This is a genomic window from Sphingomonas sandaracina (genome assembly GCF_036663695.1).
Lineage (GTDB): Bacteria > Pseudomonadota > Alphaproteobacteria > Sphingomonadales > Sphingomonadaceae > Sphingomonas.
Genome location: NZ_JAXOJK010000002.1, coordinates 739,208 through 755,940, shown reverse-complemented (window position 1 = coordinate 755,940; position 16,733 = coordinate 739,208). Strand labels below are relative to the sequence as shown.

Annotated in this window: 10 protein-coding genes; 4 read left to right on the top strand and 6 right to left on the bottom strand. The window is 65.1% G+C overall.

What is annotated here, in order from left to right:
- The first annotated feature begins 294 nt into the window (after positions 1 to 294).
- Entirely contained in the window at positions 295 to 4,872 is a 4,578-nt protein-coding gene (locus U1707_RS08805; protein WP_332799689.1) for an autotransporter domain-containing protein, read from the top strand.
- Between the two features lie 108 nt (positions 4,873 to 4,980).
- On the opposite strand, the gene U1707_RS08800 is transcribed toward U1707_RS08805, so the two are convergent.
- From U1707_RS08800 to U1707_RS08785, 4 genes are all read right to left on the bottom strand, one after another.
- Positions 4,981 to 6,141, bottom strand: a complete 1,161-nt coding sequence (locus U1707_RS08800; RefSeq protein ID WP_332799688.1) for a CehA/McbA family metallohydrolase — start codon at positions 6,139 to 6,141, stop codon at positions 4,981 to 4,983.
- A 39-nt stretch (positions 6,142 to 6,180) separates the two neighbouring features.
- The gene (locus U1707_RS08795; RefSeq protein WP_332799687.1) at positions 6,181 to 8,691 is read right to left on the bottom strand and encodes a TonB-dependent receptor; all 2,511 of its coding nucleotides are present in this window, start codon (positions 8,689 to 8,691) and stop codon (positions 6,181 to 6,183) included.
- A 106-nt stretch (positions 8,692 to 8,797) separates the two neighbouring features.
- Complete coding sequence (locus tag U1707_RS08790; RefSeq protein WP_332799686.1) at positions 8,798 to 9,430, bottom strand: TetR/AcrR family transcriptional regulator; 633 nt, start codon at positions 9,428 to 9,430, stop codon at positions 8,798 to 8,800.
- Between the two features lie 139 nt (positions 9,431 to 9,569).
- Positions 9,570 to 9,890: a hypothetical protein gene (locus U1707_RS08785; RefSeq protein ID WP_332799685.1), complete on the bottom strand. Its 321-nt coding sequence runs from the start codon at positions 9,888 to 9,890 to the stop codon at positions 9,570 to 9,572.
- Positions 9,891 to 10,163: 273 nt separating this feature from the next.
- Here U1707_RS08785 and U1707_RS08780 point away from each other — a divergent pair, with 273 nt between their 5' ends.
- Genes U1707_RS08780 through U1707_RS08770 form a run of 3 tightly spaced genes read left to right on the top strand, consistent with a single transcriptional unit; the run spans position 10,164 to position 13,253 of the window.
- Positions 10,164 to 10,784, top strand: coding sequence for an OB-fold-containig protein (locus tag U1707_RS08780; RefSeq protein WP_332799684.1), 621 nt, complete (start codon positions 10,164 to 10,166; stop codon positions 10,782 to 10,784).
- A 26-nt stretch (positions 10,785 to 10,810) separates the two neighbouring features.
- Positions 10,811 to 12,553: a flotillin family protein gene (locus tag U1707_RS08775; RefSeq protein WP_332799683.1), complete on the top strand. Its 1,743-nt coding sequence runs from the start codon at positions 10,811 to 10,813 to the stop codon at positions 12,551 to 12,553.
- 4 nt (positions 12,554 to 12,557) lie between these two features.
- Entirely contained in the window at positions 12,558 to 13,253 is a 696-nt protein-coding gene (locus U1707_RS08770; protein WP_332799682.1) for a phytanoyl-CoA dioxygenase family protein, read from the top strand.
- 8 nt (positions 13,254 to 13,261) lie between these two features.
- Here the strand turns inward: U1707_RS08770 and U1707_RS08765 are convergent, their stop codons facing one another.
- Both U1707_RS08765 and U1707_RS08760 read right to left on the bottom strand, forming a co-directional pair.
- The gene (locus tag U1707_RS08765; protein WP_332799681.1) at positions 13,262 to 15,043 is read right to left on the bottom strand and encodes a sensor domain-containing phosphodiesterase; all 1,782 of its coding nucleotides are present in this window, start codon (positions 15,041 to 15,043) and stop codon (positions 13,262 to 13,264) included.
- A 195-nt stretch (positions 15,044 to 15,238) separates the two neighbouring features.
- Positions 15,239 to 16,675, bottom strand: a complete 1,437-nt coding sequence (locus tag U1707_RS08760) for a sugar porter family MFS transporter (protein ID WP_332799680.1) — start codon at positions 16,673 to 16,675, stop codon at positions 15,239 to 15,241.
- Between the last annotated feature and the right edge of the window lie 58 nt (positions 16,676 to 16,733).

Below are 16,733 nucleotides of genomic sequence, written 5' to 3'. Positions count from 1 at the left end.
TCCGCGATTTGGCCAATTTCGGCGTCCGGCTATGCGGCGAAGTTCTTCCAAAGCCTGTTCCAGGACAAATGGTCACGTCGACGGCACAAGACGTCCACGAAGCGATGCGAGCTTTACAGGCCGATCTGGACACGCCGGACAGTCCGGCGACTGCACCACCCTCATGGGACCATTGGTCTGGGCGACAGAAACATCGTTACCATCGTCGGAATTATTACCGATTGTCATATATCTATCATGTGCCCCGCATAGCACCCGGTTCGGCCTAACGAGGCCAATCGGGGGATTGAAGACATGCTGACGAAATCGAATGGCGCGAGCCTGCACGTACTCGCTTATGCCACGCTCGTTGCAGGTCTCGCCCCGAGCGCATCGTCGGCGCAACAGGCGATCGTCGTCCGTCAGGGCACGACCGACACCACCGCGAAAACCGTCGGCGGTACCGACACGATCACCGTCGAAGCAGGCGGAACGCTGGCGCCCGGTGCAAACCCTGCGATCAACTGGTCGACCGCCTCGAGCGACCTTCGGATCACGAACGCGGGGACGATCCGCACGACTGCGGCCGGCGCGCGCGCGATCAACGCATCCGGCGCCCGCAACGCCCGCACGGTCACGCTGACCAATGCTGCGGGCGGCCTCGTCGAATCGCAGGACGACGCCTTCCGCATCAATGTCGCACCGACGTCGGGCACGATCCGGGTGGACAATTACGGCATCATCCGCACTACCAACGGTGGTCAGGCACTCGACTTCGACGCGGTTGCGGGCGACGCGACGGTCATCATCAACAACTATGCCGGCGCCGAGCTGCGGTCGTTCGGTCAGGACGCGATCCGTCCCGGCCAGGGCGCGATCGTCACGAATGCCGGACTGATCATCTCGGATGGTCCCGCCAACAACAATTACGATGGGATCGACTGGCAGGCGCGGTCGGGCAGCGTCATCAACCAGGCGGACGGAACGATCTCCGGCCTGCGCCACGGCATCACGAGCGACACTGCGGTAACGGTCGACAACGCGGGCACGATCCTCGGCCGCAACGGATCCGGGATCGGCTCGGACGGGACCGGTACGGTCGTTAATAGCGGCACGATCACCGGTCGCTGGGACGGCGTGGCGATCAACGGCGATGGCGACGGCGTCGATATCGACTTCATCGGTTCGGTAACCAACAGCGGCACGATCCAGGGCCTCAGCGCGAACGGCGTCGACTCCGGCGGTCGCACGAACAGTGCCGAGGGTATCGCGATGGGCGGCGGCACGATCGTCAACACGTCGGGCGCGACGATCTTCGGTGCCGGCAACGGCATCCTGATCAACCACGATACGAATGCGGGCGGTGTCGCAGACGGTGCGACGACCATCACCAACGCCGGCACGATCGCGGGCGGTGCGGGTCGCGCGATCACCTTGATCGGCAACTTTGCGGACACGATCACCAACTCGGGTACGATCACCGGCGGTACTGCCGGCGCCATCGACATGGGTGGCGGCGACGATATCCTCAACATCGATAGCGGTTCGGTGATTACCGGCACGGTCGATGGCGGCGCCGGCACCGATACCGTCCGCCTCGGCTTTCCCGGATTGAACACAGGCGGCAGCTTCGCCGGCGCGGTCAATTTCGAGAAGCTGCAGACGATCACCGGCGACTGGACGCTGTCCGGACCGCAAGCCTATGCCAACGGCATCGAGGTCGGCAGCGGCACGACCGTCTTCGGCAATGCCGCGACGCTATCGCAGAGCAGCATCACCACGCGCGGCTTGCTGACCATCAACGAGGCGACGAATACGACCTACACCGGTACGATCTCCGGTAACGGTGCGGTGTCGAAAACCGGGGCCGGCAATCTGTCGATCGGCGCGCAGACCTTCACGGGCGGACTGAACGTCACCGGGGGCACGCTGACGCTGACGGGGCAGCAGGCCGCGTTCGGCTATTATGTCGGCACTGGCGCGACGCTGACCAGCAGCCTCGCCGCGACCGTGGCCGGTGCGGCGGGCGTTGGTTTCATCGGCAACAGCGTCACCAATCTGGGGACGGTATCGAACCGCAACGCCAATGGCCGCGCGATAGATCTCTCGACGACCGGCCTCATCAACCTCAACATCGGCAACGAGGCCGGCGCACTGATCGAAAGTGCGAACGACGCTATCCGCATCGCCGGCAACCCGCGCGGCGCGAACGTGTCGATCCGCAATTCGGGTACGATCCGCTCGACCAATGGCGGCCAGGCGATCGACTTCGACGCGATCGCCAACGGTTCGTCGATCGAGATCATCAACACCAGCACCGGAATCATCCAGTCGTTCGGGCAGGATGCGATCCGTCCCGGCCAGGGCGCGATCGTCACCAACGCCGGGCTGATCTTCTCCGATGGTCCCGCCAACAACAGCTATGACGGGATCGACTGGCAGGCGCGCTCGGGCGTCGTCAACAACCAGGCGAGCGGCACGATCTCCGGCCTGCGCCACGGCATCACCAGCGACGCGACGGTGACGATCAACAACGCCGGTACGATCCTTGGCCGCAACGGGTCAGGCGTCGGCTCGGACGGCACCGGTGCGGTCGTCAACGGCGGCACGATCACCGGCCGATGGGACGGCGTGGCGATCAACGGCGATGGCGACGGCGTCGATATCGACTTCATCGGTTCGGTGACCAACAGCGGCACGATCCAGGGCCTCAGCGCGAACGGCGTCGATTCCGGCGGCCGTGCCAACAGCGCGGAGGGCATCGCGATGGGCGGCGGCACGATCGTCAACACCGCCAACGCGACGATCTTCGGTGCAGGGACCGGCATCCTGATCAATCATGACACCAATGCGGGTGGCGTCGCAGATGGTGCGACGACCATCGGCAACGCCGGCACGATCCGTGGCGGCGCCGGCCGTGCGATCACGTTCGTCGGGGCGTTCAACGACACGATCACCAATTCGGGCACGATCACCGGTGGCAGCGCGGGTGCGATCGACATGGGCGATGGCAACGACACGCTCAACATCCTGAGCGGATCGATCATCACCGGCACCGTCGTTGGCGGCGCCGGAATCGACCGTGTCAATCTGGGCGGCAATGGCGGCAGTTTCGGCGCGACGACCGGCTTCGAGGCGCTCGCGGTCAATACCGGCTCCTGGACGCTGACCGCACCCTCGACCTACGCGAACGGCACCACGATTGCCGGCACTGCCAGCCTGATCGGCGACGCGACCACGCTGACGGGTGGCATCGCCAACGCCGGCACGCTCGTATTCGACCAGCGTCTCGACGGTACCGCCGCACTCGCGTTGACCGGCACGGGACAGCTCGTCAAGATCGGCAGCGGCGCGCTCACGCTCGGCAGTCAAAGCGGGTTCACCGGAGCTACTGCAATTAACGCCGGACGCCTCGTCCTTGCCGGCTCGCTCCCCACCGCCGTCACGGTCGGCAATGGCGCGACCCTCGGCGGTGTCGGCACGATCGCCGGTCTGGTGGTCGCGACCGGCGGAACGGTCGCACCGGGCAACAGCCCCGGCACGATCGCGGTCACCGGCAATTTCGCCCAGGCGAGCGGATCGACCTATCTCGCCGAGACGAGTGCGGCCGGGCTGTCGGACCGCATCGTCGTCGGTGGCACGGCGACGCTGGCCAGCGGTGCCATCCTGACCGTCACGCGCGACGGCGGTGCCTATACGGTCGGTAGCCGGTACACGCTGCTGACGGCGGATGGCGGCATTACCGGTGCCTATACCGTCGTTCAGGTACCGACAGCCGGGACCGAGTTTCGGACGCTCCAGAGCAACACCGCGATCGCCGTCGCCGTCGCGCGCACGGCGTCTTCGCTGTCCGGACTGGCCTCGACGCGCAACCAGGCCGCGGTCGCGCCCGCCTTTGCAGCGCTCGGTGTCGGTAACGCCGCCTATGCCGCGCTGACGCTGGTGCCTGACGATGTGGTCGTGCGCGATGCGTTCGACGACCTGTCGGGCGAAGTCCATGCGACCGTCCGCACGACGATGCTGCGTGGCGCGCAGACCGGCGAGGAGGCGACGCGTAACCGCCTGCTCGAGCCCGACAATGCCAGCGGAATCTGGGGCCAGATGGTCGGGCAGAGCGGTTCCGACGACGGCGAGAGCACCGCTGCGCGCGCCACCCGCTCCGGCCACGCCGCCTTCGCCGGCGTCGACGTGGCGCTCGACGGCGCCCGATTGGGTGTCGCCGGCGGGTACACCCGCACCGACCTGTCGATCGCGACGCGCGGTAGCGACGCGGAAGTCGAAACCAAACAGGTGCTCGGCTATGCGGGCGGCGTGCTCGGTCCGGTCGCGCTGCGCACCGCAGTCGGCTATGCCTGGACCAACGCCGACGTCACGAGGGGCATCGCCTTCCCTGGCTTCGCGGCGGTCTCGCGATCGAAATACGACGGCGACGTACTGCATGGGTTTGTCGAAGCTGGGCTGCCTGCAGCGATGTTCGGCGGAACAGTCGAGCCTTTCGCGGGGATCGAACACTACCGCGTCCACACCGATGGTTTCGCCGAGACGAGCAGCGCGGTGGCGTTGATCGGGCGCGGTACCAGGGAAACGTTCACGCTGACCACGCTGGGCATACGCGGCCAGACGCCGATCACCGAAGGCCTCAGCGCGCGGTCGCGGATCGGCTGGCAGCATGCGCTGGACGACGTCGCACCACGCTCACTGGTCCAGTTCGCCAGTGGCGGACAGGCTTTCCAGGTCTCCGGTGCGCCACTGTCGCGCGACGCTGCACTCGTGTCGCTCGATCTTGCCTGGCAGCCGGCCGAGCGACTGACGATCACGTCCGGCTATTCCGGGAGCATCGGCGGTGCCAGCGAAGACAACCGGTTCCGCGTTACCCTGTCCTTGGGTTTGTAACTCAGGCGCAAACTACTGATAGAGCCTGGGTAACCAGCGAGCGGGCTCGGCATGAAACGTGACGACACGCCGGTCGTCGCGCGTCAAGCCGGGCCCGTACATCCTGATCTAGAACTTCGGATTGAAGTTGAAGAACACCGGGTTGGACAGCGCTACCATGTTGCCGGCCAGCGCCATCGAATTGGGTACCTGCGGATAGGGCGTCTGCGGTCCTTCGACGACGACGCGGTAATAGGTGCGGCCCTGCACGGCCGGCGTGTCGGTGAAGCTCGCCGTTCCGGTTGCCGGATCGGTATAATATGCCCCGAGATCCTCTCCGTTCTTGATCACCTTGATGTGATACGCGGCACCCTTGATGCCGCCGCCGACCATCTTGGCCTGGAACGTCACCGGCTTGCCGCTGGCCACGGCGTTGTCGCCCATCATCATGTCCATCCGCCCGTCGCCATCGACATCGGCGCGCAGTTCGACCCGCGGGTCGTCGGGGTTGGCACTGACCGATACGCGGCCGTTGGTCAGCGCGTCGACCACGGCCTGACCCGAGCGATTCTTGGCGAACACCCAGGTGGTCGGCGTCCCGACGTAATTGGCGGTCGCCTGGATGCTGTTCGCCACCGTCTGTGCCGGCGTGTCGGGCACGCCGTGATGGGAATCGCTGCCGCCGCGGCCGGTGAGCTTGCGGCCCGACCGCAGCATGTCGTCCCAGATCATCATCGCCGCCGCGTTCTGCGGCCAGGAGGCTGAGTTCCAGACCTCGACCGAATCGACCATGTCGTAGGAGAAGCCGAAATGGTCCTTGCCGCTCGGGTGGTTGGCCGACAGGTGAATGCCGAGCGACTTCTTCACCGCCAGGATCTTGGCGTCGCGCTCGTCGCGGACGTCGTAGAGGCGCTGGTGATCATAGGGCTTGGCGGAAAAGACGTTGCCGTGGCCGCGATCGGTGGTCCATTCGGCGCCGTACAGCAGGATCACCGACTTGGATTTGAACTCCGGATCGGTCCAGGTGTTGTGCGCGACGTCGCCGTCGACATGATTGTCGTGATCCGTGATCGCGATGTAATCGAACCCGGCATTCTCGGCGAAGCGGATGATCTTCGCTTCCGGATTGTTGCTCGAATCCTTGCTGTGGCGCGAGTGGAGGTGAAGGTCCCCCTTCAGCCACACACCGTCGGTCAGGCTCGCGACCGGCGGGATCTGCGGCGCGACGACGGGCGCGGCGAGCGCCGACGAGGACAGGATGAGCGCGACGAGCGCGAGACGATTGAGCATGACGAAAGTCCTTCGAACCGGGATGTCGGGCGTGGCGGCTTAGAAGCGATAGGTGACGGCGGCGCGGACGTTGCGCTGGTACAGCGAGCTGCCGATGAAGACCGCCTGCCCCGCCTCGCTGTTGTCGATCGTTCCGGCGCGTGGATTGCCGTTGGTCAAACCCAGCGTGTTGGTGACGTTCTGCGCGATCAGCTGGAATTGCAGCTGCGGCGTGACGTTGACCTGCGCCTGCACGTCGACGCTGACATAGGATGGCAGGCTGACCTGGTTGGCGACGTCGGTATAGAGCTGGCCGTTGTAATTGACGTCGGCCTGCAGGCGCAGGCGGTCGCCGAACAGGGTAAGGCCCGGCGTGATACGGAAGGTGTTCTCCGGGATGCCGTTCAGCCGGTGGTGCGAATAGTCCGTCAGCTGACCCGCGCTGTTGGTGTAGATGAACTTCGAGAAGCGCGAGTCCTGATAGGTCCAGGATGCGTGCAGATCGAACCAGGCGACCGGGCGGATCGTCGCCTCGAACTCGACACCCTTGGTGTTGGTGTCGCCGTAAACCGTCACCGGTGAGAGCAGCCCGCTCGGCAGCGTCTGATAGTCGCTGATCGCATAACTGTTGTAGATCGTCCGGAAGCCGGTGACGTAGAGGTCGAGCGGCCCGCGCGAGTATTTGATCCCCCCCTCCAGCATGTTCAGCTTCTGGACGACCGGCGCCGCATTGGCGTTGGTGATGAAGTTGGAAACCGCCGGCAGGCGAAAGGTGTCGGTGTAGCGGACGAACGCGCCGACATAGGGCTGCAGTTGATAATTCGCGCCCGCTGTGTAGGCGAAGCCGTCATATCTGCGCGAGAATGGCGTGAAAACCCCGGTGCCGACGCCCACGGAATCGTCGGCGGCCGTCGGACTCTGGCCCAGATTGACCTTCTGCGTACCCTCGACATTGCCGGTCGTCTTGATCTGTTCGTAGCGGACGCCGCCGTCGAGCCGGAACTTCGGCGTGATCTGCCATTCGTCGCTGGCATAGACGGCGACGTTGTCGGACTTGCCGTTGGCATCGGCATATTCCGCGCCATAGCCGAGCACGCCGTTCTCGGTGAATGCCGAGATCTTGTTGCCCCGCGCGTCGAGCAGATAGGCGTCGAGCGCCTCGGCATGGTGCTTCACGTCGGTCAGCACCGATGCGCTCAGCGCGCCATATTGCTCGTCCTCATGCGCGTAGTAGAACCCGATCGCCAGGTCGTGCTTGCCGAGGAAATCGAGCTTGCCGACGATGCGGGTGTCGTCGATGAACTCGTTCAACGGCACCGTGTGCGTGCGCGCGAGATCGACGAGCGCGAGACCGTTGCCGTTCTGGTTGACGAGATCGAACGCCGCCCCGCTGTCACGATAGAACAGGCCGAGCGTCTGGCCCGCCGCGGCGTTGGCCGCCTTGCCGTAGTTGGTCTTCAGGAACGCCGATGCGGAGGCGACCGAATAGGGCGTAACGCTGTTACGCTGCGTGAAGCTGTCGCGGTACCGCATGTTCTGCTGGACCTTGATCGCATCGGTCAGGGCATAATCGGCCTGAAAGCTGAGTTGCGTCAGGCGGACGGTGGTGCCGACGGAATTGTCGAAGCGTTTGGACCCGGTGGGCGTACGGAAGTCGAAATACTGGGTGTCCGGCCCGGCGATATTGTCCTTCGAATTGTTGAGGCCAGGCACGCTGATCACGTCGCCGCTACGATCGGTGGTGTAGACCCCGCCACCCCAATAGCCGACGGTCTCGTCGATCCGCTTGACGCCGAACGTCACCGATCCGCGATCGAAGTCGTGCGAAACATTGGCGCGGAACTGCCCGCCCTTGTCCTGGGTAAACCCGGAATTATGCGGTCCGTCGGACAGCCGGTAATAGCCGCCGGTCAGGAAGTTCCAGCCGGTCGAGCCGATCGGCCCGCTGATCCAGCCGTCGAGCCGGTGCGAATTGTAGCTCGACGCCTCGTAGCGCGCCGTCCCTTCGAGCGTATCGCCGCCCTTGCGGGTGATGAAGTTGATCGCCGCGCCCGGCGCATTGGAGTAGAAGATCGCCGACGGGCCGCCCCGCACGACTTCGATGCGCTCGACCGTCTGGTCGATGCGCAGCGACTGGTCGCCGTTCAGCCAGCCAAGGCCCGGATCGCCCTGGATCGGAATGCCGTCCTCGAGTAGCGCGACGGTCCCGAACCCGTCGCTCGGAATGCCGCGGACGCGAACCCCGGCGCTGACTTCGCCCGAGGTCGGCGTACTGTAGAACCCCGGCACCTGTTTCAGCGCCTCGGCAACGCCGATGGGCGCGCGCAGGCGCAGGTCGGCATCGGAGATCGTCGAGATCGCATAGCTCGTCTCGACCTTGCGCTGGCCGCCGGTACCCGCCCGTCCGGTCACGACGATGTCGTCGCCGTTCGTTGCGTCCGGGACGGCGGTCTCGGTCTTCGACCCAGTGTCGGCGGCCTTGGGGGCCGACTGCGCGAGGGCAGTGGCGCTTGGCATCGCGGCAGCGAGCGCGACCGCCAGGGCCGTGCGGGATACGAACGTACAGGTCATGGTCAGCCCCAACCGAGAAGGTGTTGGCGCGCATATGATAGCGGTTGATATCGTTTATATGACGGTTTTTCGCGTGTATTATTACAATCGTGCAGTTTGGCTTCGGTTATTGGTCCGCGTTGGCGGGCACGCGATACTCCGGATACGTGAACATCGCTTTGAACACGAAACCAGCATCATCGAAGGTCGCTTCGGGGTCGACATCCTCCTCTTTCAGCATCTCGTCGATCGAATACGCGAACTCGACGGACAGCCGGACCCGCCGCCGCAGCAAGGCACGATCGACGTGGGGAAGATAACGCCAGTAAAGGTCGGTCAGGGCGTCCGCGACCAGATTATGCGACTGAAGCCGGATGTGGGTGAGGCTCGGCACGGCATGCAGCGATCGCATGATCCACAATGCGCCCGGCTCACTACCGGTGATGGCATGCATCGTCCGCAACAGTTCGACGGTCTTGTCCGCGAGGGTATCGAGTCCGGCATCGCGATACCGGGAAACCCAGTTTTCGAGCGCGACATTCTGCCGGAGCAGCAGGCGCTGCGCCAAGGTGGCGATGATGGCGTATTTGTCGTCGAAATAGCGATACAGCGCCGGCGGAGTTGCCCCCGCACGTTCGCAGATCATGTTCGTCGAAATCCGCTCGATACCCACTTCGCCCAGCAGATGCCCGGTCGCATCGAGGAGCGCATCATAGGTCTTGCGCGATCGCGCCTGGACCGGTTTGCGATGATCGTTCAAACTATGCCCCACGGTTGGATCGCGCCCCACCCCGAGACATAAGTGCAGTCGTCGATGCGTCGATCACCTCCGTTTCAGCATCCCGGCTAGCGTAAGGCAATCCCGCTGGCGCGTTCGCCCCTCAGGCCGGACGGATACCTCAGTTGCCTTCGGCATCTACCGTGAAGACCATCGGCTTGCCGCGCGACATCGGCTCCCACCCCGCCGCCAGCGCTGCACGAACGCTCCGAGAAACGGTTGCATCGTCGATCTGGAGACGCCCCCGCGGCAGCCCCTTCAACAAGCGCTTCGGGGCAGGAAATTCCATCAATGCCTCCCGTTGGGTATCCTTCTGCAGCAGGCAGATCGTCATCCCCTTCCAACCATCGCCATCCGACCATTGCGGCTCGCGCTGGAGTTGCCAGTCGTATTTGAGGCCATCGACATCGACGGTACCGGTAGTGCTTCGAATGTTTGACATGGCGGCCGCCCTATCACGCCTGGCCCGCCAAGCCATCAGCACGCGGAAATCCGCGTCCGGTCGGCGTGCGGATCAGGTGTTGAATCCAAACCCGGTCGGTTTCCCGCTGCCCGCGTTGCGGTTGCGTCGGCGTAGGCCTAGCCTCGCTCCGGGGGGCATCGATCGCATGGAGGGCAAAGACCGGATTGGACGGGGTTTCGTAACGAAGCGTTGTCGTCTGTCCGCTACCCAAGGGCCGATGCAGATCGAGAGCCCCCACCAGCGCCACGGCATATGTTCGCCATCTTCCTGACGCCCGCCTACGCGCCGTTCGCGATCGCGTTCGTCGTGATGATCGGGATCGGGCTGATCGAGGCGATCGGCCTCGGCCTCGGTCATCTCGATCTCCACGCGGACGTCCATGCCGAAGCCGATAGCGGCGGCATGCTCGACTGGCTGGGGCTCGGTCACGAACTGCCCATTCTGATCTGGCTGACATCATTGCTTGGCTGTTTCACGCTGGCCGGGATCGCGATCCAGCAGGGCGCGGTGGCACTCACCGGCGGTCCGCTCCCTTGGGGGCTCGCCTCGGGAGGCGCGCTGATCGCGGGCAGCCTGCTCAACACGCTCGCCGCCAACGGCCTCGCCCGGATCATGCCGGGCTTCGAAACCAGCGTGATCTCGACCGACGACTTTCTCCGCCGCCGCGGTACGATCTTGGAGGGCACCGCCCGCCGCGGATCGCCGGCCCGCGCGAAGATCGTCGACCAGCACGGCCAGGCGCATTTCATCATGGTCGAGCCGCACGACGATCACGACGCCATCGCCACCGGCGAGACCGCGCTGATCGTCCGCCGCGACGGCAAACTCTTCTACGCGCTGCCCGACGCCAACGCGCTTCTGCAGTCGATCTGATCACAATCATAACCGGGGAGGGTTTCATGCCCGCACAGCTTCTGAACGTCCTGATCTACGCCGGCATCGTGCTGTTCGCATTGGTGGTGATCGGCATCATCCTGACCCGGCTCTACCGCCGCGCGACGAAGGACGTCGCGCTGATCCGCACCGGCTTCGGCGGCGAGAAGGTCGTGCTCAACGGTGGCATCATGGTCATCCCGGTGCTCCACGAACTGATGCAGGTCCGCCTGACGACCGTGAAGCTGGAGGTGTCGCGTCTTAACAAGGACGCGCTGATCACGCTCGACAAGCTGCGCGTCGACGTCGTCGGATTGTTCCACATCAAGGTGAAGCCCGACGCGGAATCGATCGCCGCCGCCGCGCAGACGCTCGGCGATTCGGTCAACAGCCCCGACGCGGTAAAGTCGCTGCTCGACGGCAAGCTCGTCTCCGCGCTGCGCTCGGTCGCCGCGACGATGACGATGGAGCACCTCCACGCCAACCGCGCCGACTTCATCCAGAAGGTGCAGGAGGCGCTGATGACCGATCTGGACATGAACGGCTTCCAGCTCGAGTCCGTCAGCATCACGCATTTCGATCAGACCGCGTTCGAGCATTTCAACGAGAACAACGCGTTCGATGCTGAGGGGCTGACCGTGCTCACGCGGACGATCGAGGAGCGCAAGAAAATCCGCAACGACATCGTCGCCACCAACCGCGTCGAGATCGAGCAGCGTAACCTCGACGCGAACAACCAGTCACTCGAGATCGCTCAAGCCGCGGAACAGGCGCGCCTTACCCAGGAGCAGACGCTGTCCGCCCGGCGTGCGGAACAGGCGACCGCGATCGCTACCGCAGAGGCCGAACAGACCCGCCTTGCCGAGATCGCGCGGATCACCGCGACCCAGGCGCAGACCGTTGCGCAGACCGAGGCGGACAAGGTGATTCAGACCGCGACGATCGCCCGCGACGGCGCGATCCAGACCGCGACGATCGAACGCGACCGCACCATCGAGATCGCGCGCATCACGACGGCCGTGCAGACCGCACAGAAGTCCGAGGAGGAATCGACTGCGACGGCCGCCGCCAACGAAGCGCGCGCACTTGCTGTCCGGGCCGAGGAGAGCGTCGCGACCGCCAAGGCAACCGAGATCGCCAACCGCAACAAGAACGTCGCGGTGATCGCCGCCACCCAGCGCGCGCAGGAAGAAGCGGTCGGCATCACCGTCGCCGCGACCGCCGAAAAGGAAGCCGCCGAGGCTCGCGCCAGTGCCTTGCGCACCGAAGCGACTGCCGAAGCCGATGCCGAGAAGGCGCGAGCGGAAGGGCGCGAGGCGGCCTTCAAGGTCGACGCCGCTGGTCAGGCATCGCTCAACGAAGCGACCAACCTGCTGAGCGACGCGCAAACCGCGTTGCTGATCCGCCGCGCGATGCTCGAAGCGCTGCCCGGGATCATCGCCGCGGCCAGCAAGCCGATGGAGAATATCGACAAGATCAGCATCGTCGACGCGAGAGGGCTGCACGGTGACGGCGGCAGCGATGGCGCAGCGGGCGGTGGCGCAGGCCAGGGCAACCTCGCCGACGCAGCCGTCGCCGCGGCGATGCGCTACCGCGTCGGCGGCCCGCTGATCGATGGTCTGATGGCGGAACTCGGCATGACCGGCAGCTCGCTGAACGGCATGCTCGCCGGCAGCGGCGCGGACGCAAGTTCCGCACGAAACCCGGCCACCAATACCCACAAACAGCCAGCCACCCTCAATGGTGGATCGGGCAGCACACCGGCCTGATCACATGATCGCAGCGGCTGCTACGCACGATACCGATCTGCGCGTCGACGAAGACGGCGCGCAGATCTTTGCGGGAGCGCTGGATCCCGCCGCATGCCGGGCGATCGAACAGGCGATTGCGGGTTTACCACGCGACGTCCCGGGCGTGAGGATTGGCGCGGCCCCTGCCCTGCGCACGATGCTCGCCGCGGACGGTATCGTCGGCAGCATCGCCGCATCGGCGCTGGGCCGCGACGCACGCCCCGTCCGGGCGGTACTATTCGACAAGACGGCGGCGCGAAATTGGGCGCTTGGCTGGCATCAGGATCGCACGATCGTCGTCGAGCAGCGCACCGACCTCGACGGCTTCGGTCCCTGGACGGTAAAGGCCGGCCTGACCCAAGTCGAACCGCCCTTTGCGACTCTGGAGCGGATGGTCACGATCCGCGTCCATCTCGACCCGGTCGACGCGACGAATGCGCCGCTCCGCATCGTTCCCGGATCGCACCGGCTCGGCCGCCTGCCCGAGGCGAGCATCAAGCAAATCGTCGACGACCATGGCGAGCGCCTGTGCATCGCTAACCGCGGCGACGTCTGGCTCTACGCGACGCCGATCGTTCACGGTTCGCGCGCAGCCGATCCACCCCGTCGCCGACGCGTACTCCAGGTCGATTATGCAGCCTTCGACCTGCCCGCCCCACTTCGGTGGCGCGGACTGTGACCGTCGGTTCAGGCGGCGCTTGTGATCGGCGTGGCGCCCGGTGCCCGCTCCGATAGCCACGTAACGAACATCGCCGGCTCCATCGGCCGCGCGAACAGGAAGCCCTGGGCCTCCTCGCATCCGATCTGGACCAGCACGTCGGCCGCTTCCTCGGTTTCGACGCCCTCCGCGACGACCCGGTAGCCCAGCTGCTGCGCCAACCCGATCATCGTTTCGACGAGGACGAAGTCCGGGCCGGACGGTGCGCGGAGGTTGCGTACGAACGCCTGGTCGATCTTGACGACCTGGGCCGGCAACCTCTGCAAATACGCGAGACTGCTATGCCCCGTCCCGAAGTCGTCGATCGCCAGGCAGATCCCGGCCGCCGCGAGTTCGGCCAGCATCGCCAGTGCCTTGTCGGGATGGTCCATGATCGCACTCTCGGTCAGCTCGATCTCGAGCTGGTCGGGGCGCAGCTTACGCCGCATGAGCGCCAACTGGACGCGCTCGATCAAGTCCGCTTCCTCGAGATTGGCCGCAGAAATATTGACCGAGATCGCGACGAACACGCCGGCCTCGTTCCAGGTGACGAGCTGGTCCATCGCCGCGTCCAGCACCCACTGCGTGGTCGGCCGGGCAAGCGACGTCTGTTCGATGATCGGGATGAATTCGGCCGGGGATATTTCGCCGAGCAGCGGATGACGCCACCGCACCAGCGCCTCGACGCCGACGCACCGCCGCGTCGCAAGTTCGATACGCGGTTGGAACACCAGCCGAAGCTGGTCGCCCGCTTCGAGTGCCGCTCCGAAGTCCTGCAGCAGGCGATACTGACGGCGATGCGCGATATCGCTCTCGGGCGAATATATCGCGATCGCACCATCCGTGCTCCGGGCATCCTGCGCCGCGCTTGCGGCTGCGCGCAGCACGTCGTCGGCCGACACATGGCCGAGCGTGAAGGATCGAACGCCGATCGCGACGTTGGTCACGAACCGCGACGACGACGATGCCCGGATCGCGGCGAAACTCGATTGCAGGTCCACCATATACGCGTCCTGATCGACACCGACCGGGCCGAGAAAGGCGAATTGCGCCGCCCCGACATGATACGCGATCCGCGTGGAATCGAGCGCGCGGCGGATCGCCCGGGCGGCCTCACGAATCAATTCATCGATCCGCGCCCCGCCCATCGCGCGCAATATCCGGTTGATCTGATCGTCGCGCGCCAGGTCGACGAAGACCAGCAGCCGAGGCTCGCCGTGATGATCCCGCGTCAGATCGAGCAGGTCGTCGCGAAACTGATTGCGGTTGGGCATGCCGCTCACCGGATCGACCCGGCCAAAGGCATGCTGCAGCTCGATCTGCGCCATCACCATCGCCGCAAGATCGATCAGTGCGGCCATCTCCGCTGGGGACGCCTTTCGTGGCTCGGTGCCGAGCACGCAGAGCGATCCAAGGCCGTAGCCGTCACTCGTGACCAGCGGCGCTCCGGCATAGAAGCGGGTACCGGCAATACCCAAAGGACTGTCGGCGTAAAAGCTGTCGGTTTGGAAATCCTCGATCACCAGCGGGCTGGTCGATTCGGCAACCTGCGAGCACGGAGCCTTGCTCCGCGAGATCGAATCGTGGGAGATACCGACGCGTGATTTGAACCACTGTCGATCGCGATCGGTCAGCGACACGGCCGCTACCGGCAAGTTGAAGATCTGGCTGGCCATGCGCGTGATGCGATCGAAACTCTCGCTCGACGGCGTATCGAGCAGCTTGAGTTGATGCAGCGCGTCGAGTCGCGCCTTCTCTACATAGTCCCGCACGGTTTTCCCTTTCGGGACAGTCGATAAGCGTCAATCCTTAACGGTTTGATCCATGTCAGCCACGCCGTGACAATTTACAACACCGCGTCCTGCGGGACGTCGGACCAGCCTGACCATCGCTCAGATCCCGGATGGGCCGTCGACTGGATACGCTCCCGAGAAAGAAACGGGAGGGCCGCGGCCCTCCCGTCTCGATTACCCCTCCATATCCTCGAGCTCGCGGCCACGGGTTTCGTTGACCATCGCCTTCACGAAGAAGAACGAAGCCGCCGCGAAGAACGCGTACCCGAAATAGGTAACAGCAAGGCCAGGCGAGACCGCCAGCGCGGGGAAGCTCACCGAAATCGCGGCATTCGCGATCCACTGTGCGAAGCCCGCAACCGCCAGGCCGGAGCCGCGGATCTGCTGCGGGAACATCTCGCCGAGCATCACCCACATCACCGGGCCCCAGCTTGCGTTGAAGAAGATGACGTAGAGGTTGGCGGAGATCAATGCGATCAGGCCGTTATGCCCCGGCAGGCTGACCGCGCCGGCCGCATCGGTGACGGCGGTCGAAAACGCATAGGCGACGATCGCCAGCGTGACCGCCATGCCGGCCGACCCGACGAGCAGCAGCGGCTTGCGACCGATCTTGTCGACGGTGGCGATCGTGAACAGGCACGCCGCGATCGACAGGACGCCCGACAGGATGTTGATCTGGAGCGCGTTGTCCTCGGTAAAGCCGACCGCCTCCCACAGCACCGCGCCGTAATAGAACACGACGTTGATGCCGACGAACTGCTGGAAGATCGCGAGGCCGATGCCCGCCCACAGGATCGGGCGAACCTTGCCGGTGGTCTTGTCGAGCAGGTCGGACAGCTTGGGCTTGTGATGATCCTTGGCGAGCGAATTGCGGATCTCGATCACCTTGCGATCGGCCTCTTCGCGGCCGAACAGGCGGGTCAGGACGGTCCGCGCCTGCTCCTCGCGACCCTTTGCGACCAGGAACCGCGGGCTCTCCGGAATGACCGTCAGCGCGATGAGATAGACCAGCGCCGGGATCGCCTGAAACCAGAACATCCAGCGCCAGGCCGACTGGTGAAGCCAGAACTCGGCGGTCGATCCGCCGGCATAACGCGCGACCGCGAAATTCGCGACGAACGCACCGGTCAGGCCCGAGATGATCATAACCTGCTGGACGCTGGACAACCGCCCGCGGATCGCGGCCGGCGTGACTTCCGAGATGTAGACCGGCGACGTGACGCTAGCCGCGCCGACGCCAAGCCCGCCGATGATACGCGCCAGGATGAAGATCGCCGACGAGCCTGCCGCGCCTGCGACGATTGCGGAGATCAGGAACAGCACTGCCGACAGCATCATGACGCTGCGGCGGCCGATCGCGTCGGACAGACGCCCGGCGCCGAACGCACCGATCGCCGAACCGACCAGAATCGCGCCCACGTTGACGCCGATCCCGAGCCGTCCGAGCGCGAATGCGGCCTCGAGCCCCTTCTGCGTTCCGTTGATCACGCCCGAATCATAGCCGAACATGAACCCGCCGATGGTGGCGACGGCGACGATCGCGGTGATGAAACCGTAGTTCACCGCCGATCCGCCCGCGCCTGTGCCGGCACCTCTGATAGTCTGCGTCATAACCCCTCCTAAACGCCGCTGTTATCGGCTGATTTGTACGTGTTGCTTGGCGATGCGC